26 protein-coding genes are annotated in these 23,441 nt (G+C 62.5%); 12 read left to right on the top strand and 14 right to left on the bottom strand.

All coding sequences use genetic code 11. From position 1 onward, the window contains the following. The first annotated feature begins 156 nt into the window (after positions 1–156). On the top strand, positions 157–1,017 hold the full coding sequence (locus A4A58_RS20870; RefSeq protein WP_068735699.1) for a fumarylacetoacetate hydrolase family protein: 861 nt from the start codon (positions 157–159) through the stop codon (positions 1,015–1,017). Positions 1,018–1,067: 50 nt separating this feature from the next. Then, positions 1,068–1,649: an amino acid synthesis family protein gene (locus A4A58_RS20865; protein WP_068735697.1), complete on the top strand. Its 582-nt coding sequence runs from the start codon at positions 1,068–1,070 to the stop codon at positions 1,647–1,649. 51 nt (positions 1,650–1,700) lie between these two features. On the opposite strand, the gene A4A58_RS20860 is transcribed toward A4A58_RS20865, so the two are convergent. Then, positions 1,701–2,435: a TetR/AcrR family transcriptional regulator gene (locus tag A4A58_RS20860; protein ID WP_068736263.1), complete on the bottom strand. Its 735-nt coding sequence runs from the start codon at positions 2,433–2,435 to the stop codon at positions 1,701–1,703. 109 nt (positions 2,436–2,544) lie between these two features. On the opposite strand from A4A58_RS20860, the gene A4A58_RS20855 reads away from it, so the two are divergent. The 4 genes from A4A58_RS20855 to A4A58_RS20840 all read left to right on the top strand — a co-directional run bounded on the left by A4A58_RS20855 (position 2,545) and on the right by A4A58_RS20840 (position 5,794). Next, positions 2,545–3,948 (top strand): carotenoid oxygenase family protein, encoded by a 1,404-nt coding sequence (locus A4A58_RS20855; protein ID WP_068735695.1) that lies wholly within the window; start codon positions 2,545–2,547, stop codon positions 3,946–3,948. A gap of 227 nt (positions 3,949–4,175) precedes the next feature. Continuing rightward, entirely contained in the window at positions 4,176–4,499 is a 324-nt protein-coding gene (locus A4A58_RS20850; protein ID WP_068735693.1) for a hypothetical protein, read from the top strand. Between the two features lie 90 nt (positions 4,500–4,589). Next, on the top strand, positions 4,590–5,165 hold the full coding sequence (locus tag A4A58_RS20845) for a hypothetical protein (protein WP_068735691.1): 576 nt from the start codon (positions 4,590–4,592) through the stop codon (positions 5,163–5,165). Between the two features lie 56 nt (positions 5,166–5,221). Further along, positions 5,222–5,794: an inner membrane-spanning protein YciB gene (locus A4A58_RS20840; protein ID WP_068735689.1), complete on the top strand. Its 573-nt coding sequence runs from the start codon at positions 5,222–5,224 to the stop codon at positions 5,792–5,794. Here the strand turns inward: A4A58_RS20840 and A4A58_RS20835 are convergent. Beyond that, positions 5,791–6,492 carry an Ig-like domain-containing protein gene (locus tag A4A58_RS20835; protein WP_068735688.1) on the bottom strand — a complete coding sequence of 234 codons (702 nt, stop codon included), beginning with the start codon at positions 6,490–6,492 and terminating at the stop codon, positions 5,791–5,793. The genes A4A58_RS20840 and A4A58_RS20835 overlap by 4 nt on opposite strands. Before the next feature lie 398 nt (positions 6,493–6,890). On the opposite strand from A4A58_RS20835, the gene A4A58_RS20830 reads away from it, so the two are divergent. Continuing rightward, complete coding sequence (locus A4A58_RS20830; RefSeq protein ID WP_068735686.1) at positions 6,891–7,865, top strand: SH3 domain-containing protein; 975 nt, start codon at positions 6,891–6,893, stop codon at positions 7,863–7,865. Between the two features lies 1 nt (position 7,866). Here the strand turns inward: A4A58_RS20830 and A4A58_RS20825 are convergent, their stop codons facing one another. After that, entirely contained in the window at positions 7,867–8,541 is a 675-nt protein-coding gene (locus A4A58_RS20825; protein ID WP_081421983.1) for a DUF429 domain-containing protein, read from the bottom strand. Between the two features lie 15 nt (positions 8,542–8,556). Beyond that, positions 8,557–10,209, bottom strand: a complete 1,653-nt coding sequence (locus tag A4A58_RS20820; RefSeq protein ID WP_068735684.1) for a fumarate hydratase — start codon at positions 10,207–10,209, stop codon at positions 8,557–8,559. A gap of 199 nt (positions 10,210–10,408) precedes the next feature. On the opposite strand from A4A58_RS20820, the gene A4A58_RS20815 reads away from it, so the two are divergent. From A4A58_RS20815 to A4A58_RS20810, 3 genes are all read left to right on the top strand, one after another. Further along, entirely contained in the window at positions 10,409–10,882 is a 474-nt protein-coding gene (locus A4A58_RS20815; protein WP_068735682.1) for a hypothetical protein, read from the top strand. A 156-nt stretch (positions 10,883–11,038) separates the two neighbouring features. Continuing rightward, positions 11,039–11,209 carry a hypothetical protein gene (locus A4A58_RS31165; protein ID WP_165826873.1) on the top strand — a complete coding sequence of 57 codons (171 nt, stop codon included), beginning with the start codon at positions 11,039–11,041 and terminating at the stop codon, positions 11,207–11,209. Positions 11,210–11,310: 101 nt separating this feature from the next. After that, the gene (locus tag A4A58_RS20810; protein WP_068735680.1) at positions 11,311–11,985 is read left to right on the top strand and encodes a methyltransferase family protein; all 675 of its coding nucleotides are present in this window, start codon (positions 11,311–11,313) and stop codon (positions 11,983–11,985) included. A gap of 23 nt (positions 11,986–12,008) precedes the next feature. Here A4A58_RS20810 and A4A58_RS20805 read toward each other — a convergent pair whose 3' ends face one another. The 10 genes from A4A58_RS20805 to flgB form a co-directional block, all read right to left on the bottom strand. After that, positions 12,009–12,716, bottom strand: coding sequence for a glutathione S-transferase (locus A4A58_RS20805; protein WP_068735679.1), 708 nt, complete (start codon positions 12,714–12,716; stop codon positions 12,009–12,011). Between the two features lie 252 nt (positions 12,717–12,968). Beyond that, a complete protein-coding gene (locus A4A58_RS20800; RefSeq protein ID WP_068735677.1) occupies positions 12,969–13,658 on the bottom strand; it encodes a lectin in 690 nt (229 codons plus the stop codon). Positions 13,659–13,848: 190 nt separating this feature from the next. Next, on the bottom strand, positions 13,849–14,889 hold the full coding sequence (locus A4A58_RS20795; protein WP_068736260.1) for a Tim44 domain-containing protein: 1,041 nt from the start codon (positions 14,887–14,889) through the stop codon (positions 13,849–13,851). A 215-nt stretch (positions 14,890–15,104) separates the two neighbouring features. Further along, on the bottom strand, positions 15,105–17,678 hold the full coding sequence (gene cckA / locus A4A58_RS20790) for a cell cycle histidine kinase CckA (RefSeq protein ID WP_068735675.1): 2,574 nt from the start codon (positions 17,676–17,678) through the stop codon (positions 15,105–15,107). Positions 17,679–17,838: 160 nt separating this feature from the next. Then, positions 17,839–18,912: a flagellar biosynthesis protein FlhB gene (gene flhB / locus A4A58_RS20785; protein ID WP_068735673.1), complete on the bottom strand. Its 1,074-nt coding sequence runs from the start codon at positions 18,910–18,912 to the stop codon at positions 17,839–17,841. Positions 18,913–18,922: 10 nt separating this feature from the next. Next, on the bottom strand, positions 18,923–19,693 hold the full coding sequence (fliR, locus tag A4A58_RS20780) for a flagellar biosynthetic protein FliR (RefSeq protein ID WP_068735671.1): 771 nt from the start codon (positions 19,691–19,693) through the stop codon (positions 18,923–18,925). A 13-nt stretch (positions 19,694–19,706) separates the two neighbouring features. Further along, entirely contained in the window at positions 19,707–19,970 is a 264-nt protein-coding gene (gene fliQ, locus A4A58_RS20775; RefSeq protein ID WP_068735669.1) for a flagellar biosynthesis protein FliQ, read from the bottom strand. A gap of 42 nt (positions 19,971–20,012) precedes the next feature. Continuing rightward, on the bottom strand, positions 20,013–20,339 hold the full coding sequence (gene fliE, locus A4A58_RS20770; protein WP_068735666.1) for a flagellar hook-basal body complex protein FliE: 327 nt from the start codon (positions 20,337–20,339) through the stop codon (positions 20,013–20,015). A gap of 16 nt (positions 20,340–20,355) precedes the next feature. After that, entirely contained in the window at positions 20,356–20,781 is a 426-nt protein-coding gene (gene flgC, locus A4A58_RS20765; RefSeq protein WP_068735664.1) for a flagellar basal body rod protein FlgC, read from the bottom strand. Between the two features lie 29 nt (positions 20,782–20,810). Next, positions 20,811–21,224 (bottom strand): flagellar basal body rod protein FlgB, encoded by a 414-nt coding sequence (gene flgB, locus A4A58_RS20760; protein ID WP_068735662.1) that lies wholly within the window; start codon positions 21,222–21,224, stop codon positions 20,811–20,813. A 377-nt stretch (positions 21,225–21,601) separates the two neighbouring features. Here flgB and A4A58_RS20755 point away from each other — a divergent pair, with 377 nt between their 5' ends. Next, complete coding sequence (locus A4A58_RS20755; protein ID WP_068735660.1) at positions 21,602–22,684, top strand: flagellar biosynthetic protein FliO; 1,083 nt, start codon at positions 21,602–21,604, stop codon at positions 22,682–22,684. Beyond that, positions 22,681–23,433, top strand: coding sequence for a flagellar type III secretion system pore protein FliP (fliP, locus tag A4A58_RS20750; protein ID WP_068735658.1), 753 nt, complete (start codon positions 22,681–22,683; stop codon positions 23,431–23,433). Before A4A58_RS20755 ends, fliP begins: the two co-directional genes overlap by 4 nt. Positions 23,434–23,441: the final 8 nt, after the last annotated feature.

The following is a 23,441-nucleotide window of genomic DNA, read 5'->3' as shown; positions in this document are numbered from 1 at the left end:
TCGCCGGCTAGTCGGCGAAGAAACAGACGGCGTGCCCGAAATCCCGCGTGGAAAGCCCGCTGCAGGCGCCGCCAGCCCTCTTGTCAGGCTTTATTTTCGAAAATATAATCAACTTACGAAATTTAGATATCCGGGATTAAACAGAAAGGCCTCATCATGAAGCTCTTGTCTTTCAGCCATCAGCAGCGCGAGAGCTGGGGAGCCGTCGTCAACGACGCGATCGTCGATCTCGGCAAGGCACTCCCGCACTATCCGACGCTCGCCGATTTCATCGCCAGCCCCGACTTCGCCAAGCGCGACCAGATCGTTGGCGGACACAAGCCAGACCTGAAGCTGTCGGACATCAGCTACCTGCCGGTGATCCCCCGCCCCGAAAAGATCGTCTGCGCGGTGCGCAACTATCTCGACCACCACAAGGAAGCGGTGGCTCACGGCATGGACCGTCAGATCACCGAATTCCCGCCGATCTTTCTGCGGGTCTGGCGCTCACAGGTTGGCCACAACCAGCCGGTGATCCGGCCGAAAGTCTCCACGCACCTGGACTGGGAAGGTGAACTCGCCGTCGTGATCGGCAAAGGCGGCCGCCATATTCCCGAAAGCGAGGCGATGGACCACATCGCGGGCTATTCGATTTATAACGACGTCAGCGTCCGTGATTATCAGCGACACGCGCAGCAGATCGCGGCCGGCAAGAATTTCGTCGGCACCGGACCGTTCGGCCCGTGGCTGGTGACGACCGATGAAGTCAGCGATCCCACCAAGCTCAAGCTCGAAACCCGCGTGAATGGTGACATCGTCCAATCCTCGGACACATCCTTTTTGATCTTCTCGATTCCCCGGCTGATCAATTACGCGTCGGAAATCTTCGACCTCGTCCCGGGTGACGTCATTGCAACGGGAACGCCTGCCGGCGTCGGCTTTACGCGCAAGCCTCCGATCTTCCTGAAGGCCGGCGACGTCGTGGAAGTCGAGATCGAGAAGCTCGGCATCCTCAGCAATCCCGTCATCGACGAATAGTCAGCGGACGGCTCCCTCACAACGCTCGCAAAACACGGACGGGGTCAGCCATGACATCCTATGACATTCGCAAGACCCAGATTTCCGTCGAGACGATCTGGCATGAACGCGGGCCGCGCCTGGCACAACCGCTTCGCGTCGGCACGGCACTGGCGATTATCCGTAATCCTTTTGCTGGTCGCTACGAGCCCGACCTGATGGCATTCCAGGCCGAACTACGCGAACTTGGACGCACACTTGCGGCCGAACTCGTTCACGCGCTCGGCGGCAACGACAAGATCGAAGCCTACGGCAAGGGCATGATCGTCGGTGAAGATGGCGAGCTCGAACATGCGGCGGTGTGGCATGAAGCTGGCGGCTGGGCGATGCGCGAGATTCTCGGCCAGCCCAAAGCCATCGTGCCGGCCGCGAAGACCGTCGGCGGGATCGGCACACGGCTGATGGTCCCGCTCGGCCATATCGAAGCGGCCTATGTCCGCAGTCATTTCAGCACTGCTGAAATGACCATCTGGGATGGCCCGCGCCGCGACGAGATCGCCTTCGGCCTGGTGATGGCCACCGGCGGAAGACCCCATGCACGTATTGGCGGGCTGGCAGCGTCCGATATCTCGGTGCATGACGGACAGCGATAACTCCCGCAAACAGCGCCTGCACGCGACGCCGGCACTTCGCAAAGAGTTTCGCTAGTTCGGCTTTTCCATCGCCCTGGCGACGGTGATCTTCAGCATTTCGACGAACAATTTCTCTGCGTCGGTGTCGTCAGGCAGGCGGCGCAGGATGTCAGTGAGCCGGCCATCGAGGGTCAGCATGGTGAAACCATGCACCAGCGACCATGTCCGCGCGATCTGCGCGGCCTGCTCGATGGTCAGCGCATCGGTGGCGACATTGCCCGGATGGTTCGCACCGACCACACTGGCAAGACCGGCGAAGGATGCATTGGCTGCCTCGCGCAGATTCGGCCGGGTCATGTCGAGCCGCTCGGTACGAAACATCAGCTGATACATGCCGGGCTGCGCACGCGCATAAGCGAGATAGGCCTTGGCGCGGGCGAGCGCGCTTTCGAGCGGCGTCGTGCCGCTCGCACCAGCCGCAGTCATTGTAGCGTTGAAGTTGCGAAAGCCGATAGCGGCGAGTTCGCTGACGAGGCCGGTGAGATCGCCGAAGTGATGCGTCGGTGCGGCGTGCGATACGCCGGCTTCGCGGGCGACGGCGCGCAGCGTCAGGCCAGATAGTCCATCGCGCTCCAGCACGATCTCCGCGGCTTTCAGCAGCGCGCCGTGCAAGTCCCCGTGATGATAGGGAGATTCGGCGCCGGCGGTTTTTTTGGCCACGCCCTTGGCTTGCGAATTTCCTGCGACCTTCTTGCGGCGGTCTTGCGGCACGGCGCGCGGTTTCGCGGTCTTGGTCTGCTTCGTCATGGTCATGTTATAGGTCGTCATTTTTACACTGTAAAGATTTTGCTTGACGAGCCGACCGCTCACATCTAGCAATCTAGACAATGTAAAGATAACGGCATGGGAGACGACGATGGCGCTGCTGGACCCGATCGAGGCTGCTCATGACAATCTTGCGCCGATCCCGATGGAGTGCGACGCGCCATTCCTGACAGTCGTGGGCGAACTACCACGTGAGCTCAACGGCACGCTCTACCGCAATGGCCCCAATCCTCAATTCGAAACCAAAGGCTCGCACTGGTTTGTCGGCGACGGCATGCTGCACGCCTTCCACATCGAGAACGGCCGCGCGAGCTATCGCAATCGTTGGATCCGCACACCGAAATTTTTGGCCGAGCACGATGCCGGCCGCGCGCTCTATCGCGGCTTCGGCCAGAAAATGCCGGATGCCCCCGCTTCGCTTGGCAATGACTCAGGCGCGGCCAATACCAACATCGTCTTTCATGCCGGCCGCCTGCTCGCGCTGGAGGAAGGCCATGCGCCAACCGAGATCGAACCGGGCTCGCTGAAGACGCTCGGCTATCAGAACTATGGCGGGCGCATCGGCGGACCATTCACCGCGCATCCGAAGACCGATCCCGTCACCGGCGAAATGAATTTCTTCGGCTATAACGCCCGCGGTATCTTCAGTCCGACGATCTCGTTCGGCGCGATCGATTCATCGGGTATCGTGACGCGCTTCGAACGTTTCGATGCGCCCTATGCCAGCATGGTGCATGACTTCATCGTCACCGAGAACTACCTGCTGTTTCCGATCCTGCCGATCACCGGCAGCATGGACCGCGCACGCTCGGGCCGCCCACCCTATGCGTGGGAGCCGGACAAGGGTTCTTATGTCGGCGTGATGAAGCGCGGCAGCAGTGCGAATGATATCAAGTGGTTTCGCGCCGAAGCCTGCTACGTCTTCCATGTCATGAATGCGTGGGAGGACGGCGACCGCATCATCGCCGACGTCATGCAGTCCGAGGAAGCGCCGCTGTTCACGCATCCCGACGGCTCGCCGACAGATCCTGCGAAATCCAACGCGCGACTTTGTCGGTGGACCTTCGATCTGGCCGCCAATACCGATCGCTTCACCCGCACCTATCTCGATGATGTCACCGGCGAATTCCCGCGCATCGATGAGCGCCGCTCCGGCCTCGTCAGCACGCAAGGCTGGTACGCCTGCGATAATCCGGCACCGGGCGCCAGCAAGGCCTTTTCCGGGCTCACCCATGTTGGGCGCGGTGGCATCAGACTCGGCCAATATATGCTGCCGCTCGGCGACAGCATCTCCGAGCCGGTCTTCGTCGCGCGCGGCAAGGATGCAGCCGAAGGCGATGGCTGGCTGCTCGCCGTGGTGTGGCGCGCGCGGCAGAAGCGCAGCGATCTGGCAGTGTTCAATGCCACCGATGTGGCCGCGGGGCCGGTCGCCCTCATCCAGCTCGGTCACCGGGTACCGGCGGGCTTTCACGGCAACTGGGTCGACGCCTCATAAGGCTCTGTTTCAAATACACTAAAGCATCAATCCCTTATAATTTTGACAGTGTAAAGATTTTTATTGACGAGCCCGCAAGCAAGGCCTAGAAGAAATCTTGACAACGTAAAGATGGGGGGACTGGAAAACAGCGTGGTGTCCTTTCTGATGATCGGCCCGGCTGCCACCGCCTCCTGAAGCACAACGACAAGAGTTCTCTCTCGACAACAACCGCGCGGAACCACGCCATGATCAACGTCCTCGCCAAGCTGGCCATCGGCTTCCTTTCCACCATCGCCTTCTTCACGACCTTTGCGATCGCCGGAGACGTGCTGATCGCGACTGCCGTCGCCATTGCAGGTGCTGCGACACAGTTCGTTCTCGCACGAACCGCATATCGCAGGCCGGACATGATGACCCGGACAGCAAGCTGGGGCAGCCTGGCCCTCGTGCTGGTTGTGACCGGGACCACGCTCGTCGGCATCGAACCATCCGGCGCGGTCGCCTCGGCTTCTCATGACGTTTTCACGCCGGTCGGCAATGTCTGCCCGCTCACACAACAAGACATATGATCGCAGGATGATGCGCAACGACACAACGGCTTCATAAGCGGCCTCGCAACGCACCTTTACAACGTCAAGACAGCCCGAACTGGAAACGCCATGGCGTCCTTTCTCATCATTGCCCCGTTCGGTGCATTCGCCATGCTGATGATGGTGACGTCGATCGCGATCAGCCTGTTCGCCGCGGCGGCGCTGTCGTTCGGCGTCGTGGTCTGGGACGTGGTCCGCGGCGGCTCGCTGAAGATGCTCGCGGCAGGCTCGGTGCTGATCTTCAGCGCGCTCGGCTGCTACATCACGCTGGTCGACGGCAACTGGAGCGCGGTGGCCGTGCGCCTCGCCGTCGATGTTGGCCTGCTCTCAATCGTGCTACTGTCACTCGCGATCCGTCTGCCCTTCACGCTGCAATATGCCCGCGAGGTGGTTGACGCCGAAACCTCGAAGCTCCCCGGCTTCATGAAGGCGAACTACATCCTCACCTGGGCCTGGGCCGGCGCATTTGTGCTGATGCTGGTGGCGGACATGCTGATCATCTACATGCCCTCGCTGCCGCTGTGGATCGGCTTTGCGGTGGCCTTTGCCGCCCGCAATTCCGCCGTTGCCTTCACCAAATGGTATCCGCAATATCGCCGCGCAAAATACGGCGCTGCGAAACCGGTAGAACCGCTGAAGCCCTGATCCACTTCGCCTGCAAATCGACGCCTGACCATCTCGACTGCATTGGGAGCACTGCGATGAAGGACGTATTCGCCAAACTTGGCCAGGATTTCTTCTCCACCATCGTCTTCCTGGTGCTCTACCTCGTCACCGGTGACGTCCTGCTGGCGACCTGCGTGGCGATTGCGGGTGCCGTCGCACAGTTCGTCTATGCCCGCGTCAAGGGACAGAAGCTTGACGTAATGACCTATGCCAGTCTCGCGCTGGTGGTCGTCCTCGGTGGCGCGACGCTGCTGACCAAGGATCCACGCTTCGTGCTGGCCAAGCCCAGCATCGGGCATTTCGCTATCGGCGCGATCATGCTGCGCAAGGGCTGGATGCTGCGCTACCTGCCACCCATCGTCAGCGAGACGATCCCCGAATATGTGACCGCTGCGGGCTATGCCTGGGCCGCGCTGATGTTCGCGCTCGGCGCCGGTGTCATCGCTGTGGCCATGACCGGCGATATGAAACTGTGGGCGTTCTATGTGTCGGTCGTGGCCATCGGCGCCAAGGTGCTGGCCTTCGCGATCCAGTATGTCGTGTTCCGGGTGATCATCAGCCGCAAGCTTCGCGCAGCTGCAGCGACGTCGCCGCAGATGGGCACCTAGTCGCTCGCGCGCAACTGCGAGCTTCGCAGACGGGCCACTCCGACATCCACCGTCAGCGGCGGCGATGCCGCGGGCGCATGAACCGTGTCGCCCTCATATTCAACCGTGATCCAGCGCGCGCCATCCGCCAGCGCCGAGGTGGTGAATGACGCCATGCCGGCGCGGTCGAGGCCGACATGGGCTGCGAGAATCTGCTCACCATCACGAAATGTCACGCCGCCTTTCGGAACGCCGTCACGGCTGGCAATCGCCGCGGTCAGCGTCACGACCGCTCCAGATGGACAAGGATTCTCGGACGACGACACCGCCACGGCCGGCGTGCCCCGTATGATCTCGACCACCACCGCCGACTGGCTCGGCTGCACCACGACAGGCAGATAATTCGACGTCCCCATATAGTCCGCGCGGAAGCGATGCGGACCCGGCGGCAGTCGCTCGACCACCAGCCAGGGATGGGCCACATCGACCCAGCCAAGCACAGTGAGCGTCGTCTCATCGACAAAGCGGACAATGCCGCCCGGGACGCCGCCACCGCGCTCGCTCGTCACCGACGCCGTGAGCGTCGTGCGGCCGGTCGCATCGATGGATGATGCCAGCGTGGTGCGGGTCTGTTCGGAATGGATGATGGATTGGGCGCGGACTGCGGTCGGACTTGCAAGCACACATGCAGTAACAACGACCAGATGAAAATTGTTCACCTGTTACGCTCCGGTTAGCCGCCCCTGGGGTGAGGCGCGCGGCCGGCGAAAAGGTTCAACACAAAAACCGGACGCGGAGAGGCCGCATGCCGATGTGAACAATTCGTCACAGATACTGATAAAACATGATCCCGTTGACCGCGCTGGCCGCGGCCAACAACGTCACCACCGTCACATTCAGCTTCAGAGCATCCAACATGGTGCGGCCTCGAATTCGTCTGTGGTCTGATCGCTATTGGAACAGCGCCACCTGAGTCGTCACCGCTTTTCTTTTTCGTCCACATCCTTGCGAGTCCCCGGAGAATCGAGTCCCGCGCAGAGACCCGAATTCGGCTGGCCTGCTGCAAGCCTGAGTCGCATTTTGTCGAACCAAATCGCTGATGCCGCGACACAAAACCATGACCCGAATCGCCATCCTGATGGCCGGCTTCATCTGCGCCGGCACCGCATTTGCGCAACCGCTAACACTGCCGCCGGAGACACCGGAATGGTTTGCGAGCGCGCGTGCTTTCGTGCCGCCGGATCGCGTGGCCGGTCAGGCGTTTCATGTCGACATGTCCGATCCGCAGGCGCCGGTCGGATATGTCGCGACCTATCCAGCCGGTGCCAACGATCCAAAAACAGCGGCAAGCGCATTCGATGCCGGTGAGATGCTGGTCGCAAAACTCGCGCGCAGCGACGGCAAGCTGACCACCCTGTCAGCCGAGCTGCGCCCGCGTGACGTCACGCTGAACAGCAACATCCCGCGTGTACTGAGCGCCGCGCATGACGATGCGGAATATCGCAAGCTCCATACTGAATTGCTGAAGACGCGCGGCATGCTGCCGGATGGCGCAATTCCCTGCGATATCCATGGCTGGTCGACCGAACGCGATCCCAACGGATTGAACGTGCGCGCCGGGCCATCGACGAAGGCCAAGGTGCTCGGCACACTGCCGCCGCCCTACAAATTCAAGAGCAAGAGCGAGAATGCCCCTGATGGTGGCTGGCTGACGGAATTCAGGATCATCGGCTTCAAGGACGGCTGGTTCCTGATCGACGGCGCGAAGCCGCCCGGCAAGGACTACGAGCACGAGATCTTCTATCCGCGCAACCACCCGAAGCCTTACAGCGGCCGTGGCTGGGTCGCGGCCAGCAAGGTCGGCGCGCAATATGCGAATGGCGACACGCGGATGGGCGGGCTGTTCCAGGCGCCGCATGTGGACGCGCAATGGACACCGGCCAAAGGCGACGGTGGCAGCGAGATCAGCGCCGACGGCGGCCCCAAGCGCGTTCTCGCCTGCAGCGGATTCTGGGCGCTGGTGGAAAGCCACGACGGCGTCCGCGGCTGGTGGCGACGGCTGTGCTCAAGCCAGGTGACGAATTGCAGCTGAGCTAAAACCAGATTTGCTGTGGCACGCTCAGCGCATCGCGCGGTGCATTGCCTTCCGGCAGACAGCCCACGCAATCGCGCGCGGCCAGCGCCACCGCGCAGGCATCGAGCACATCATCCCGCTTTGCGCCGGTGCGCGCTCGCCTGACGGTCAGCCAGTCGTCGAGATCGCTGAAGCCATTCGCCGTCAGCAGATGACGACGCAGCGCGAGCCCCTCCTCCGCATGTTTGGACGGCAGCGGCGCATCGTCGTTCAGACGGAGAAAGACGAGTTCGGGGTGAGCTTCGCGGATATCGAGATCACGGTGCTCCCGCACGAAGCCATCGACCTCCATGATCTTCGGCCCGAGATGCCAGAGCTGGCGCGAGACTTTCTTCTGCCCGCGCCTCTCGGCCTCCGCGTTGGCGAGGTCGGGATCGGTAAAGTCCTGCCACAGCCAGCGACGTCCGCCGGAGAATACGCGCGAACCGTGGGGGCTGAGCTTCTTGCGGGCGAGCTGATCGCAGCTCCGCACGCCGTCATCGCCAAGGCCGATGGGAATATCGATAGCCGCGCGGGTAAAGTGCTGCGTCGCAAGCCAGGAGATATCGCCGATGAAATCGATGGAGCGCCGGTCGCCGTCGAGTGTGACGGCGACCCAGCCTTTGCTGAAGCCATCGAGCCCGATGGCGATCATCGGGCGCGCTCGGTCTTAGCCGAGGTTTAGTTCCTTGAAGAAGTCGTTGCCCTTGTCATCGATGATGATGAAAGCCGGGAAATCCACGACGTCGATGCGCCAGATCGCTTCCATGCCGAGTTCGGGATATTCCACCACCTCGACCTTCTTGATGCAGTGTTCGGCGAGATTTGCCGCCGAACCGCCGATCGAGCCGAGATAGAAGCCGCCATGCTTCTTGCAGGCTTCGCGCACGGCGACGGCGCGGTTGCCCTTGGCAACCATCACCATGGAGCCGCCGGCGGCCTGGAACTGATCGACGAAAGAATCCATGCGACCGGCCGTGGTCGGGCCGAACGCGCCGGAGGCATAGCCTTCGGGCGTCTTGGCGGGGCCGGCGTAATAGACCGGGTGGTTCTTGAAGTAATCCGGCAGCGGCTCGCCCTTCTCGAGGCGGTCGCGCAGCTTGGCATGCGCCGAGTCGCGTGCGACAATCATGGTGCCGGTCAGCGACAGGCGCGTCTTGGTTGGGTAGTTCGACAGCGTGGCAAGAATGTCCTTCATCGGCTGGTTGAGATCGATCTTCACAACCTCGCCGCCGAGCGCCTGCTCCACCTGCGGCAGATACTGTGCGGGGTTATGCTCGAGCTCTTCGAGATAGACGCCGTCCTTGGTGATCTTGCCGAGCACCTGACGATCCGCCGAGCACGACACGCCGAGCCCGATGGGCAGCGACGCGCCGTGGCGCGGCAGGCGGATGACGCGGACATCGTGGCAGAAATACTTGCCGCCGAACTGCGCGCCGACGCCGGACGACTGCGTCATCTTGAGGATTTCCTGCTCCATCTCAAGATCGCGGAACGCATTGCCATCCGGCGAGCCCTGGGTCGGCAGCGCATCGAGATAGCGGGCCGAAGCGAGCTTCACTGTCTTCATGCAGAGCTCGGCCGAGGTGCCGCCGACGACGATGGCGAGGTGGTATGGCGGGCATGCGGCGGTGCCCAGCGTCATGATCTTCTCTTTGAGGAAGGCGAGCAGACGATCCTTGGTCAGAACGGACGGCGTGGCCTGGAACAGGAAGCTCTTGTTGGCGGAGCCACCGCCCTTGGCCATGAACATGAACTTGTAGGCGTCATCGCCCTCGGCATAGATCTCGCACTGCGCCGGCATGTTATTGGCCGTGTTCTTCTCTTCATACATGGTCAGCGGCGCGACCTGCGAATAGCGCAGGTTACGGCGCAGATAGGCATCGCGGGCGCCTTCGCTCAAAGCGGCCTCATCGTCGCCATCGGTGATGACGTTGCAGCCCTTCTTGCCCATGATGATCGCGGTGCCGGTGTCCTGGCACATCGGCAGCACGCCGCCGGCGGCGATGTTCGCGTTCTTGAGGAAGTCGAAGGCCACGAACTTGTCATTCGGGCTGGCTTCGCTGTCGTCCAGGATATTGCGCAGCTGCTGCAGATGGCCGGGGCGCAGATAGTGGTTGATGTCGCCGAACGCGGCCTCCGAGAGCGCCTTCAGCGCATCCCGCGACACCACCAGCATGTCCCTGCCCAGTACCTTCTCGACCCGCACGCCCTCGGTGGTGACCTTCTTGTAGGGGGTGGTGTCCGCGCCCAGCGGAAACAGCGGGGTGTGCTTGTAGGGCGGGACGGGCTTCGGATCAGGGAAAGCGGTGGGAGCGTTCATGGGCGGGGCCTCAAAAAAGGAGGGGATTTGAGGCCCTTGTAGGCGGTTTCCGGACAGTTTTGAAGGGTTCAAAACAGGGGGACAGGTCCACGATCCCGGGGATAATTCCCTGTTCCAGCAGTAACCGGCTGCGCCGCCGCGCCTTGCATAAAGTGGCGCCCCGCGTTTCAGTGCGGCCGGGGATTGAGGAGAATCGGGAATGTCCATCGACCGCCTGCGCGGCATTTTTTCGGCTGTGGCACTTCTCGCCACGGTGACCCTTGTCGCTTCACCTGCCCGCGCCGACCGCTGCGATGATCTCGCGCGTCAGCTCAAGAGCCAGATCGACGGGCTCAGCGTCGGGCGTACGGCGGCCAATGTGATCTACCTGTCGCATCCGGCGGCCAAACAATTGCGGCTTGGCTGCGCCAGCCGCAATTTCAGCAACGAGATCTATGCGGCGTCCGCGACCCGCAAGCCGGCGCCGGCTTTCACCGATCTCGTCGCGAGTGCAGCCGCCGTCATCTTCACGATCCCCAAGCCGGATACGGTGAAGGGCACCACGCGATGTCTTGGCCGCATGGGGATTTTCCGCGGCGATGACGTCAAGCTGCGCTATCGCCGGCTTGACCTGCGCTGCACCCGCAGCAAGACCTCCGCGAATATTACTATCTCGCGCGGCAAGGACGAATGAGGAATTCGTTTCAATTGTAGTGAAGTCCTAGAGCGGCCGTTCACCACCGCATCCGAACCATCCCGATTGCTGCAAATTGCGGCGCCTGATTTACCAACTCCTTGTTGACGCACAGCCCATGGTCCGACTGCAAGAGTTGGAAACAGGGAATTTGAAATGAGCGTTTCAAGCGTCAGCAGCGCGCCGCCGGTCACACAGGTGACACCAGTCGAGGCGAAGCCGCCAGAGCCGAAGAAGAACGACGACAACGATAGCCGTACCGCGCCGCCCCCGCCGCGCGCAGCGCTGCCGCCCGGCCAGGGTACGCGGATCGACCAGCTCGCCTGAGCCGGCATCATGGGACAGATCAGCCACCGATCACACTGACGCTCTGCCTGCCACACCGCTGCCGCGAATCTGGCATCGGATGCGGAGCTTAGGGGTTCGGCATGATCGTTCGCCTCGTGATAAGGACGCTGGTCTGGTTCGGCGTGCTCGGCGCCGTTTTGTTCACCGCCGCCGGAACCTGGCAATGGCCGGCGGCGTGGTCATTTCTGCTCTTCATGATCCTGCTCGGCCTTGGCGGCGGCCTGTGGCTGATCCAGATCGATCCCGCGCTGTTTGAAGAACGCATGCGCCCCGTCGTACAGCAGGGGCAGCCCCCAGCGGACCGCGTCTTCATGGTGGCGTTCTTTACCGTGGCACTGGTCTGGCTGATCGTCGCAGGACTGGATCAGCGCTTCGGTCTTTCGCAGATGACGGCTGGCGTCCAGGTCGCAGGGGCAGCGATCACGCTCTCGGGAATCGCCATCTCGTTCTGGGTACTGCGCGAAAACAGTTTCGCCGCACCGGTCATCAAGCTTCAACGCGACCGCGGCCACCACGTCATAGATACCGGCCCTTATCATTTCGTGCGTCATCCGATGTATAGCGGCGCCATCCTGTTTTTTCTCGGCACATCCCTCTGGCTTGGCTCGTGGTGGAGTGCCGCGCTGACGCTGATCATGGCCGTGCTATTCGCATGGCGCACGAGGGCCGAAGAGCGCACCTTGCGGGACGGCCTCTCCGGCTACACCGACTATACGATGCGCGTCCGCTATCGTCTGTGTCCGGGGCTCTGGTGACCCGCCACGCGAGCTGCGCAGCGCTACTTGTCCAGCGCCTTGTAGTGCCGGAAGATGCCGTCCTTGTTGAAGGCAATCCGACGGTCGCTGTCGAGATAGGCCTTGATATTCGGCCTGACCGCCACGCGCTCATGCAAATCGATCAGGTCCGGAATTTCCCGCTCGAACTTCTTCATGCGTTTCGGAAAAGCGTAGCGCAGTCCTTCAACGATCTGGAACAGTGACAGATCGACATAGGTCGCCTTGCGGCCGGTGACGTAAGCGCCGTCGCTGGCCTTCAATATCCGCTCGAAATAACCGAGATATTTCGGCACGCGCTCTTTCAGGAATTCGGCGCTGCGCTTTTTGGCGGCGCCTTTCTGATCCTCGTAATAGAGCGATACACCGATCGGGTGATGGGTGTCGTGCACCTCGGCGACGAAATCGGTGATGGTTAGTTGCAGCTCATGCAGTTGCAGGCGCGCCGCTTCCGACTTCGGCGCCAGACCGTGACGTGGGCCGAGATAGAAGAGGATGTTCGCAGTCTGGCCGATCACCATGGTGCCCGCTTTGAGGAATGGCGGCGCGAATGGCGGAATGCCTTTCTTGCTGTCCAGCATCCTGGTCATTGCGGCCATGCCGCCCTTGCCGCGTGCCATGTCACGGTAATCCGCGCCGGCATCTTCCAGCGCGAGACGCACGAACTCGCCACGGCCCTGGATCGTCGGCCAATAATACAGCTCATATCGCATAAGAAACCTCGTCTGGTGTCGCGTCAGGCCATACCAAGGTAACTGCTCACCGCGGAATTCGTTCGCGGCGCTTGTCCCGCAAGAACTCTGCCAGTTTTTGAAACGGTATCCAGACCCAGCGGACAAGGACGCCAACACGCAACCACTTAACCCTCACCTGCGTCGGGTCATACGCAGGGAGCCTCGTTCATTCTATGCCGTGAATGCCCGGCACGAGGCCGGGCATGACGAAGTTTGAGCGTTGAGCTTCGCCTAGTTCGACGCGAAGCAGTACAGCAGCCCGTCGCCGCCGGTGCTCTTCAGGTCGTTCTGCGAGCAACCGCCATCGGGGCCGCGCGACGGATGCGAGGTGTTCCACGACTTCGCCGGCGGCTCTTCATTCAATCCCGTACGATCGATATGACCGACCATGGCCGCGCCCTGCGTGCTGCTCGTCCAGTTCTTGCACGTGCGATCGTCGGTGCCGGCGAAGGCGGTGCCATCGGCTTGTGAGCCGGTCAGCACGTCATGGCGGTTCGGCGTATCGCCGCGGCCGTTGATGACCTCACCCTTCTCGCTGAGCGAGGTCTGCTTGGAGAGGTTGTTGCTGGCGCCGTGCAGGTCGGCAACATCCTTGGCGACGACGACGCCCTTGGCATTCTTCCATGGGCCGTTGCCGATCCGGTCCTTGGCATTGATCGCGGGCTTGCCGTCGGCGGCCTGCGTCGAGAGATAAGCGCGCCAGGTCTTGGCGCCCGCGCCTGCAGCCTGCGCCAGCGTCTGGCAATGATTGTCAGCACCGGCGAGGCCACCGAGATTGCCGCCATTGCCGATGCCATTGCTGGTGACGAAGAAGCTGGTATCCGCGCCCTGCGCGAACGATGGCGACGTTGCTGCGAGCGAGACGGCGACAGCACCGGCGCATAGGCCGAGACGGGTCATGGTCGAGAGAATAGTGGGCATCGATTCCTCCAATTTGTTTTCTTAGCCACGCAACGCCAGTCGCGATGGAGCGCAACTGACCAACACGTCAGCCGGCGGATTATTCCCGCTCTCTTGTGAGATCATCGCAGTGCAACGCACACGCATGACGCCAACAAAAAAGCGCCGCGGAATGATCCGCGGCGCTTGTCCGATTTCGATGACGCAAGGCTTACGCCTGCTGGATCGCCGACAGTTCCCAATCGGCGCCACGTGGGCGCACGAAGGTCCAGATCTCGGTCGCTTCGATCGGCGTTTCGCTGCCGGCCACCAGACGATTGGTGCCGCGCTCCAGCGTCTTGTCGACCAGCGAGAAGCGCATCGCGACGCTCGCATAGTCGGTGTCACCTTCACGCCAGGCTTCCGCCAGGTCGCCCTGCAGCAGCTTCACATCCGACACCTTGTTGATGTCGTTGCGGGCCTTGTTCTCGGCGAGATCCTTGGCGAAGTACGACACCATTTCCGGCGTCGACAGCTTGCCGAGCTTCTCCACATCTTCGTTCGACCAAGCGGCCTGCACGTCGCTGAGCAGCTTCTCGAAAGCTTCGTAATCCTGCGGCGCGATCTCGATCGGCTTGTCGTTGTTCGAGCCGCCGCCGAAACCGAAGCCACCAAGGCCACTGCGCTGGGTCGGCTGTGCGCCATTACCCTGCTGGGCCTGGTTCATGTGCGCCTGGTTCTGGTCAGGACCGTTGCCCGGCCCCGTATAGGCCGAACTGGCCGGACCGGCATAGGCGGACGCGGTCTGGTTACGACGCTGCCACCAGGACATCGCGAGGCGCACGACGATGAAGATCAGGCCGACCTGCAGCAACAGGCCGATGATCGACGAGATACCGCCGAGGCCGCTGAACAGACCGCCGCCGAACAGCATGCCGAGCAGACCGGCGCCGAGGAAGCCGGCAGCAAGGCCGCCGAGCATGCCCATGCCCGGACGGTTGAAGAAACCGCCCTTGCTGGCTGCGCCCGTGGTCGCGCTGTTCATGCCGGGCGAACCCGGCTGTTGCATGGTGCGGTTGAACGGCTGAGCCGCGTTAGGCGCCGTCGACGTGCTCGGCGGGGCCGAGAACGTGCGGTTGCCGCGCGAGCCCGAGCTGCTGCCACCGCCAACGCGGGCGTCGGCAGAGGAGATTGCAATTGTGAGCGGCATCGCCAGCGATAGGACAACGGCCATCGTCTTGACGACGCCGCGCATGCTGAACGTGAAAGTCATGGTCATTCCCTCAATCCCCGGCAGGGGGAAAACACCCCTAACATGGCTACCCCAGCCTAAAATGGAAGCACCGTTCGAGGGTAAACGCTGCGGCCCTCGGTCGCGGCTCGTCATTGAACCTTTGGCGCAAGAGTCATCTTGCTTTCAAACACTTATGCTGCATTGCGGGGTGAATGCGCATTAGAAGGCAGGATGGTATTGCCACCGGCGCTCCGTTAATTCGGCGCCATGGTTTCCTTGACCTTGGCAATCAGCGCGCTCAGGGCGAACGGCTTGGCCAGGAAGGCAAATTGCTCGTTTTCCGGCAGGCTCTTTTCGAAGGCTTCCTCGGCGTAGCCTGACACGAAGATGATGCGAATATCCGCATTGCGGGCGCGCATCTCCTTCAGCAGCGTCGGTCCGTCCATCTCCGGCATCACGACGTCGGAGACCACGAGATCGATGACGCCGTTCTGCTCGTCGAACAGCTCCATCGCTTCGACGCCGTTGCCGGCTTCGATCACCGTGTAACCGCGCGAGCGCAGACCGCGGGCGTTCAGCGCACGCAGGCCTTCTTCGTCCTCGACGAGCAGGATGGTGCCCTGCCCAGTCAGGTCCGCACGCGGCTTGGCGTCGGCAGCGGCTTCCTTGGCGGCGACGGCGGCTGCGATCGCCGGATCGGGAGCGACTTCCTTTTCCTGATGATGGCGCGGCAGGAAGATGCGGAACGTGGTGCCTTTGCCCGGTTCGGAATCGACATAGACGAAACCGCCGGTCTGCTTGACGATGCCATAGACCGTGGAGAGGCCGAGGCCGGTGCCCTTGCCCACATCCTTGGTGGAGAAGAACGGCTCGAAGATCTTCTCGACAATATCGGCGGGAATGCCGGTGCCGGTGTCGCTGACATCAATCCGGACATAATCCGACGGCGGCATGCCCTTGTAGGACAGCCGCCCGGCTTCCTCGGCCGAGACATTGACGGTGCGCACGGTCAGCCTGCCGCCGTCCGGCATCGCGTCGCGCGCATTGACCGCGAGATTTACGATCACCTGCTCGAATTGCGAGATGTCGACCTTCACCGGCCACAGATCGCGGCCGTGCACGACTTCGAGTTTGACCTTCTCACCGATCAGGCGCTTCAGCAGCAGATCGATATCGGACAGCGCATCGCCAAGATTGAGCACCGTCGGGCGCAGCGTCTGGCGGCGCGAGAATGCGAGCAACTGGCGCACCAGCGTCGCCGCGCGCGTCGCGTTCTGCTTGATCTGCATGATGTCCTGGAACGACGGGTCGGTCGGTTTGTGCGCGTTCAGCAGGAAATCGTTGGCCATCATGATGGCGGAGAGCACATTGTTGAAGTCATGCGCGATGCCGCCGGCCAGCTGGCCGATGGTGTCCATCTTCTGCGCCTGGTTGACCTGGTTCTCGAGCGTGCGGCGCTCGGTGGTCTCCAGCATGTAGACGATGGCCGCTTCGGTCTCGCGTTCGTTCTCCTCCACAGCGGTGACAAAGAACTGGCCCCAGCGTTCCTTCGCGCCTTCCAGCAGCGCTTCCACCGGCGGGATATCACCCTGCCCCTGGGCGGCGTGACCGATGGCCGCGACCAGCTGGTTGCGGTCGCGGTCGCTGACGGCGGCCAGGATCGACTTGTTGACGGCGCCCGATGTGTTGAGGCTCTGCGCCAGTTTGGCGAAACGGGCATTGCCGCGCACCACGGTGCCGTCGCGATCCACCGTCGCAATGGCCATCGGCGTATGGTCGAAGAAGCGCATGAAGCGCACTTCGGCGGCGCGTTGCGGATCCGAGCGCTCGTCGCGGGCGCGGCTGATGACAAGGGTGCGCGACGCACCCGGCACGCCGTCGGCGCCGAAAGCGAGCTTGTGATAGAGCCGCACCGGCATGGTCTTGCCGTTGCGCATGCGCAGGTCGATGTCGAAGACTTCGGTTTTGACCTCGCCGGGCATCGGCACAATGGATGTCAGCAACGAGGCGCCGTCACCGGAGACGATGTCGGTCAGCTTCAGACCGCCGGAGCCGATCTCGGCAAGATCGTGATCGAGCCAGTTCGCCAACGTGGCGTTGACATAAACCAGCTCGCCCTTTGGGTTGACCGAGAAGAAGCCGCAAGGCGCGTGATCGAGATATTCGATGGCGTGCTGCAGTTCCTGGAATACGTCTTCCTGGCGTTGCCGGTCGCGGGAAATATCGGCCACCGACCACACCGTGGATTTGGCCTCGCGCTTGCCCTCACCCAGTGGACGCACGCGCATGCGCAGCCAGCGGCCGTGGCTGCCGTCGGGCGCTGCGACACGGACTTCCTCCTGCTGGCGCTTGCCCTCGCGGGCAGCCTTGAGCAGGCGGAAGACGGCTTCGGAGACATCCGGATTACCGATGAAGACGCGCTCAACCGGTCGCGCATCCTGTGCGGAGGCCGCGCCGGTCAATGTGAGATAGGCAGCATTGGCATAGACCACATGGCCCCGCGCATCGGTGACCGCGATACCGTCAAAGGCATGATCGGCCACGGTGCGCATGATCGGATCGTCGGAGGTACGATCGGCAAAGCGGACAATACCGGCGGCAAAGGCGAACAACACGAACAGGCCGACCATCGCCAGCAGCGCCAGCAGGCCCAGAATATAAGGCTGCGCCTGGGCGCGGCCGAGAGTCATGAATGCCACGGCGCAGGCGATGATCGCGGCGGCAATCAGCAGCACCAGCACGATGCTGCCGCTGCGCCGGGCCGGCTCGTGCAGAACCGGATTCTGCGCCGTCGTCGATTGGCGATCGTGGTCGGTCTCGGCGGTCATCGGACGGTTCGTCGCCTGTCGGCAGTTGCGGCAGCGCGGGTTTGCGCGCCTCCTGAGTGCATCAATCGGCTGGCCTTACGCAAGCGCTGCGTCGGCCTATTCGCTTCCAATCCGCCGATTCGCAACACGTTCCCGGCCCCTTGCCCGGCCCTTTCCCGAATCATGGTGTGCGCCCGGACAGGCCGCGCTTCAGGCCCATGACGTAGCCAATGACTTCGGCCACCGCATGGTAGTGTTCGCCCGGAATTTCCTCGTCGATCTCGACGGTGGCGTAAAGCGCGCGCGCCAACGGCACGTTCTCGACGATCGGAATATCGTGCTTGCCCGCAACTTCCCTGATCTTCAGCGCGATGTTGTCGACGCCCTTGGCGACGCAGATCGGCGCGGTCATGCCGCGCTCATAAGAAAGCGCCACGGCGTAGTGCGTCGGGTTGGTGATGATCACCGACGCCTTCGGCACCGCTGCCATCATGCGCTTCTTCATGTTCTGCTGACGCAGCTGCTTGATCTTGCCCTTGATGTGGGGGTCGCCCTCGGACTGCTTGTATTCTTCCTTCACTTCCTGCAGCGACATCTTCAGCTTCTCGTACCAGGTGCGGTACTGGAAGAAGAAGTCGGCAATGGCGACGAAGGCGAGCATCGCCACCACCGAACCCATCAGCTGCAGTGTCAGCGATGTGGTGATGCCGAGGATCGCCGACGGATCGATATGGATCAACGCATCCAGACGAAAACGCTCGGGCCACAGCACCGCGCACATCACGGCGCCGAGCAGCACAAGCTTGAACAGCCCCTTAAGGAAATTAGCCAGCGCCTGCTTGCCGAAGACGCGCTTGGCGCCTTCCATCGGCGACAGCTTGCTGAACTTGGGCACCAGACCTTCGGTGGAGAACACCAGCCGGTGCTGGACCAGATTGCCGGCAAGCGCGGCGATCACGAGAAACAGGATCGGCATGCCCATGGTGGACAAGATGGACATACAAAGGCTCTTGGCCAGCATCAAAAGTCCGGGCCCGTCAGTCCGCATCATCCAGGAATTTTGCAGAAGGTTTTTAAGCGGGGTCTGCAGCCCGCCGCCGACCGAGCCGTTGAAGGTCGACAAGACCAGCGTCGCGCCCGCCAGCAGGAACCAAGTATTGACCTCCTGGCTTTTGGCTACGTCGCCGCGTTCGTGAGCATCGTCGAGCTTTTTTTGCGTGGGGTCATGTGTCTTCTCGGAATCGTCGTCGGCCATCAGCGCGCCCCTATATCCGCGGCATCATTTGTTGCATGACGCCCGTGACGTATTCGAGATAGGTCCCCATCATGGTCGCGAGCACGACGGCGAAGATCAGGAATCCGATCATGATCGAAAGCGGCACGCCGACGAAATAGACCTGCATCTGCGGCATCAGCCGTGCCAGCACGCCAAGCCCCATGTTGAAGACAAGGCCGAACACAAGGAAAGGCGCAGCAAGCTGCGTGCCGATCTTGAACGCCGCCGCGAAGGCATTGGTCGCGAGCTTCGCCACATCGCCCGTCGACATGATCTCGCCGGGCGCGAAAATCTTGTAGCTGTCATTAATGGCGGCGATCACAAGGTGATGCGTATCGGTGGCGAACAGCATCGTGATGCCGAGCATCGTGAGAAAATTGCCGATCAGGACACCCTGCTGACCCTGGGTTGGATCCACCGAGGTGACAAAACCGAGACCGAGTTGCTGCGCGATGATCGATCCGGCGACCTGCAGCGCCGACAGCGTGACGCGCGCGGTGGCGCCGAGCACGACGCCGATGATGATCTCATGCACCAGCAGAACCAGCATCGGCACGATCGATCCCATATCGACGTTATAGGCGCCGCGATGCGCCGGCAGCATGAGAAGGGTCAATCCCAATGCGATCGACAGCTTGGCCCGTGCGGGAATGTTGGTTTCGCCGAATCCCGGCATCAACATCACCATCGTGCCGATGCGGGCGAAGGCCAGCATGAAGGCAGCGGCGAGAGCGGGCAGAAGCGAGACATCGATGCGCATACGGGATTGTGCATCACCCCCCGATGATTCGCGACGATATCCGCAACATGTAGCTCGACAATGCGTCCCCCATGAACGGGAGCGTCAGCATCATGGTGGCAAAGACCGCGAGAATCTTCGGCACGAAGACCAGCGACTGTTCCTGGATCTGGGTCAGCGCCTGCACCAGCGACACCACGACGCCGACCAGGAGGCCCACGACCATCAGCGGACCGGACACGATCACAATCGTCCAGATCGCATCACGGGCAACGTCGAGAGTTTCGGGGCCGGTCATTGCAGTAATCCTTGTGTTACGCGGTGTTTGTGGTGAGGAGGATCAGATCGGCATCTTCATGATGTCTTCGTAGGACTGGATGACGCGGTCACGCACCGAGACCAGCGTCGAGACCGCGACGTCGGTTTCCGCAACCGCCGTCACCACATCCATCACATTGGCCTTGCCGTTGGCCATTGCGATGGTCTGCGCATCCGACTTGCGGCCGGAATCGAGCACGCTACCGAGCGCGTCCTTGAGGACCGCGCCGAACGACTGACCGCCACCGGCGTCGGCCGCCTTGTTGAGACCGCCACCGACGCCACCACCGGCGTCCATGATGCGCGAGAGAGCCGAGTAAGCATTGGCGGCGACAGAGGGAGTTGCCATGGTTCAGCTGTCCTGTTCAGGCCTTGAGGATGTCGAGCGTACGTTGGATCATCCGGCGCGTGGCGCTGATGATGTTGAGATTGGCTTCGTAGGAGCGCTGCGCTTCCTTCATGTCCGTCATTTCCACCAGCGAGTTCACGTTGGGGTATTTGACGTTGCCGGCGGCATCCGCCGCGGGATTGCCGGGCTCGTAGCGCGTGGGAAACGCAGACTGGTCGGGCCTGATGCGGCCGAGGCCGACGATGCGGGCATCCAGCGAGCGGTCCAGCTCGGATTTGAAGGTCGGCACCTTGCGGCGATAGGGGTCTCCGCCGGCGTTCTGTGATGTAGACTGCGCATTGGCGATGTTTTCCGAAATCACCCGCATGCGGCCCGCCTGGGCGCGCAGACCGGAGGTCGCGATGCCCATGGAGCGCGAGAAGTCGCTGATATCGTCTGCCATGATGAGCTCCCTTTATGCGCGCGGCGGCGTCAGCGCTTGCCGATAGCGGTCTTCAACAGACCGAGGCTGCGGGTGTAGAGCGAGGTCGCGGCGGCATAGTCCATCTGGTTGGCCGAGACCTTGAGCATCTCGTCTTCCAGATTGACGGCATTGCCGGCGGGGCGGGTCTCGTAGCCGACCCGGCTGTTCTGGTTGAAGGAGGCCGAGCCCCCGGTGGGCAGGATGTTGGTGCCGGACGCCCGCATCATCGGCAGCGAGCCCATGCCGCCAGCGGTGACGGACGTGTTCCCCGCCTTGTCGAATTTCGGTTCCACGAGATCGCGGGGGCGAAAGTTCGGCGTGTCCGAATTCGAGATATTTTCGGCCAGCACACGCTGGCGCTCCTGATGCCACTGCATCTTGGTGCGCAGCGCCGACAACATCGGCATGTCGCTGATCGCCATCGGCCCTTCTCCGCCCTGCCCGGACGGAGCGTCCTGAGCTAGGCAGAATTTGCCGCCTGCATGGTTAATACGAAGTTAATTTCCGGTGGTACTTGTTACCGAACCGTAAATGAATGCTGCAAAATTGACGTTTTTCGCAAATGCCAACGCTTTTTCGCCTGAATTGGCCGATTAACCATCCCCATCGGCCATACGACGGGGCGGCAGAAGTCGTTTTGGCTGCAGCGATTCATAGTTTATTATTAACCAACGGCAGGTTCTGCCGTGGGGCGTTAACAGATGGGGCGTGATTCACGCTGCGTTCGAAGCGTGCGGGGCTATGTGACCTGCAGCTCTGGACGTGGACGTTGCAGCCACCCTGTCTGGCTGGGGACTTTATGATGCAATCATCGGTGCAATTTATCTTGGCCTTCGTTGTCGTGCTGGCGCTGATCGGGCTTACCGCCTGGCTGGTGCGCCGATTCGCCGGCAACCGGCTGGGCAACAACACCAGCCGCGGGCGCTTGCCGCGGCTTGCGGTGATCGACGCCGCCGCCGTGGACGGCCGCCGCCGCCTGGTGCTGGTCCGCCGCGACAATGTCGAACATTTGCTGATGATCGGTGGCCCGTCGGACATCGTCGTCGAGCCCAATATCGTCCGCGCCATGCCCGGCCGCGAGCAGGCCCCGCAGCGCGGCGGCCTCGCCGCCGATGTCGCAAGCCGTGGCCCGTCGCTGCCTGAAGCCCCGAGCTGGGCAGAGAGCAACGAGTCCGGCTTTGATTCCGAACCGCATGCGCCGGAGCCGGCGCCGCGTCCCGCGCGCCCCTCCTTTATCGAAGAGCCGCGCCGCCCGGCCGCGCCTTTGCCGGAGCGTCGGCCCGATCCGGTGGCCAGCCTCGCGCCGGAACCTGCGCCGCGCCCCGAACCGGCGCCACGCAACGACCTTTTCCCGCAGCGGCCGATTCCGCGAAGTGAAATGCCACGTGCCGAGATGCCACGTAGCGAGCCGATGATGCCGCGCCCGATGCGTGCCGATCCGCCGATCCGCACCACGCCGCAGCCCCGCACGCCGGACCGTCCCGTCGCAGCAGCGCCGACACCGCCTGCTCCGGTTGTTACTGCCCCGGCGCCCGCCCCCGTCGTCGCGCCCCCCGCACCGACGCCAGCCCCTACGCCCGCTCCCGCAGCCGCCGTGTCGTCTGCCGATCAGAACCTCGCCGACATGGCGCAGCGCCTCGAAGCAGCCTTGCGCCGTCCTGCCGGCGAAATCCGCCAGGATGTGCCCGAGCCCCGGGTCGGCGCTCCGTCGGTGGCACCTGAGGCACCATCGATCCGTCCAGCTTCGCGGTCGCCGGAAGTCTCGATCGCCAGCCCTGCCCGTGCGGAGGCGCCGCCAGTCGTCCCGCCGGTCAAATCGGGTTTTGAAAATCTCGAAGACGAGATGGCCTCCCTGCTGGGACGGCCGAAGTCCAATTCGTGAGTTCGGCGAACCTCCCGCGTAGAGTATTTTTCCTTTCTGTTCTGATCGCCGCCGGGACCCTCACAGGTCCCGCGATAGCGCAGGACATCAGCATCAATCTCGGCGGCGGTGGCGGCGGCGTCACCGAACGTGCCGTCCAGATGATCGCGTTGTTGACGGTGCTGTCGATCGCACCGTCGATCCTGATCATGATGACGTCGTTCACACGCATCGTGGTCGTGCTGTCGCTGCTGCGCACCGCATTGGGTACCGCGACGGCTCCGCCGAACTCGGTGATCATCGCGCTGGCGATGTTCCTCACGGCTTTCGTGATGGGACCAGTGCTGCAACGTTCCTATGACGACGGTATCAAGCCGCTGATCTCCAACGACATCACCGTCGAACAGGCTTTGGTGCGCGCATCCATTCCGCTGCGCGGCTTCATGCAAAAGAATGTGCGCGAGAAGGATCTCAAGCTGTTCATGGACCTGTCGGGCGAGCCAGTCCCGGCAACGCCCGAGGACATGTCGCTGCGCATCCTCGTCCCGGCCTTCATGATCTCGGAGCTGAAGCGCGCCTTCGAGATCGGCTTCCTGCTGTTCCTGCCGTTCCTGATCATCGACCTCGTGGTCGCCTCGGTCTTGATGGCGATGGGCATGATGATGCTGCCACCGGCGGTGGTGTCACTGCCGTTCAAGCTGATCTTCTTCGTGCTGGTGGATGGCTGGTCGCTGGTCGCTGGCAGTCTGGTACAGAGTTACGGACAGTAGCGAAGTTC

Origin of the sequence: Tardiphaga robiniae (genome assembly GCF_001618955.1) — a bacterium.
Classification (GTDB): domain Bacteria; phylum Pseudomonadota; class Alphaproteobacteria; order Rhizobiales; family Xanthobacteraceae; genus Tardiphaga; species Tardiphaga robiniae_A.
This window is presented reverse-complemented; position numbering and strand designations above follow the sequence as displayed.

Bases quoted from the DNA above. Each gene is read 5' to 3' on its own strand.
- A4A58_RS20870 (WP_068735699.1), top strand. From the start codon at position 157: ATGAAGCTCTTGTCTTTCAGCCATCAGCAGCGCGAGAGCTGGGGAGCC.
- A4A58_RS20865 (WP_068735697.1), top strand. From the start codon at position 1,068: ATGACATCCTATGACATTCGCAAGACCCAGATTTCCGTCGAGACGATC.
- A4A58_RS20860 (WP_068736263.1), bottom strand. From the start codon at position 2,435: ATGACGAAGCAGACCAAGACCGCGAAACCGCGCGCCGTGCCGCAAGAC.
- A4A58_RS20855 (WP_068735695.1), top strand. From the start codon at position 2,545: ATGGCGCTGCTGGACCCGATCGAGGCTGCTCATGACAATCTTGCGCCG.
- A4A58_RS20850 (WP_068735693.1), top strand. From the start codon at position 4,176: ATGATCAACGTCCTCGCCAAGCTGGCCATCGGCTTCCTTTCCACCATC.
- A4A58_RS20845 (WP_068735691.1), top strand. From the start codon at position 4,590: ATGGCGTCCTTTCTCATCATTGCCCCGTTCGGTGCATTCGCCATGCTG.
- A4A58_RS20840 (WP_068735689.1), top strand. From the start codon at position 5,222: ATGAAGGACGTATTCGCCAAACTTGGCCAGGATTTCTTCTCCACCATC.
- A4A58_RS20830 (WP_068735686.1), top strand. From the start codon at position 6,891: ATGACCCGAATCGCCATCCTGATGGCCGGCTTCATCTGCGCCGGCACC.
- A4A58_RS20825 (WP_081421983.1), bottom strand. From the start codon at position 8,541: ATGATCGCCATCGGGCTCGATGGCTTCAGCAAAGGCTGGGTCGCCGTC.
- A4A58_RS20820 (WP_068735684.1), bottom strand. From the start codon at position 10,209: ATGAACGCTCCCACCGCTTTCCCTGATCCGAAGCCCGTCCCGCCCTAC.
- A4A58_RS20815 (WP_068735682.1), top strand. From the start codon at position 10,409: ATGTCCATCGACCGCCTGCGCGGCATTTTTTCGGCTGTGGCACTTCTC.
- A4A58_RS31165 (WP_165826873.1), top strand. From the start codon at position 11,039: ATGAGCGTTTCAAGCGTCAGCAGCGCGCCGCCGGTCACACAGGTGACA.
- A4A58_RS20810 (WP_068735680.1), top strand. From the start codon at position 11,311: ATGATCGTTCGCCTCGTGATAAGGACGCTGGTCTGGTTCGGCGTGCTC.
- A4A58_RS20805 (WP_068735679.1), bottom strand. From the start codon at position 12,716: ATGCGATATGAGCTGTATTATTGGCCGACGATCCAGGGCCGTGGCGAG.
- A4A58_RS20800 (WP_068735677.1), bottom strand. From the start codon at position 13,658: ATGCCCACTATTCTCTCGACCATGACCCGTCTCGGCCTATGCGCCGGT.
- A4A58_RS20795 (WP_068736260.1), bottom strand. From the start codon at position 14,889: ATGACTTTCACGTTCAGCATGCGCGGCGTCGTCAAGACGATGGCCGTT.
- cckA (WP_068735675.1), bottom strand. From the start codon at position 17,678: ATGACCGCCGAGACCGACCACGATCGCCAATCGACGACGGCGCAGAAT.
- flhB (WP_068735673.1), bottom strand. From the start codon at position 18,912: ATGGCCGACGACGATTCCGAGAAGACACATGACCCCACGCAAAAAAAG.
- fliR (WP_068735671.1), bottom strand. From the start codon at position 19,693: ATGCGCATCGATGTCTCGCTTCTGCCCGCTCTCGCCGCTGCCTTCATG.
- fliQ (WP_068735669.1), bottom strand. From the start codon at position 19,970: ATGACCGGCCCCGAAACTCTCGACGTTGCCCGTGATGCGATCTGGACG.
- fliE (WP_068735666.1), bottom strand. From the start codon at position 20,339: ATGGCAACTCCCTCTGTCGCCGCCAATGCTTACTCGGCTCTCTCGCGC.
- flgC (WP_068735664.1), bottom strand. From the start codon at position 20,781: ATGGCAGACGATATCAGCGACTTCTCGCGCTCCATGGGCATCGCGACC.
- flgB (WP_068735662.1), bottom strand. From the start codon at position 21,224: ATGGCGATCAGCGACATGCCGATGTTGTCGGCGCTGCGCACCAAGATG.
- A4A58_RS20755 (WP_068735660.1), top strand. From the start codon at position 21,602: ATGATGCAATCATCGGTGCAATTTATCTTGGCCTTCGTTGTCGTGCTG.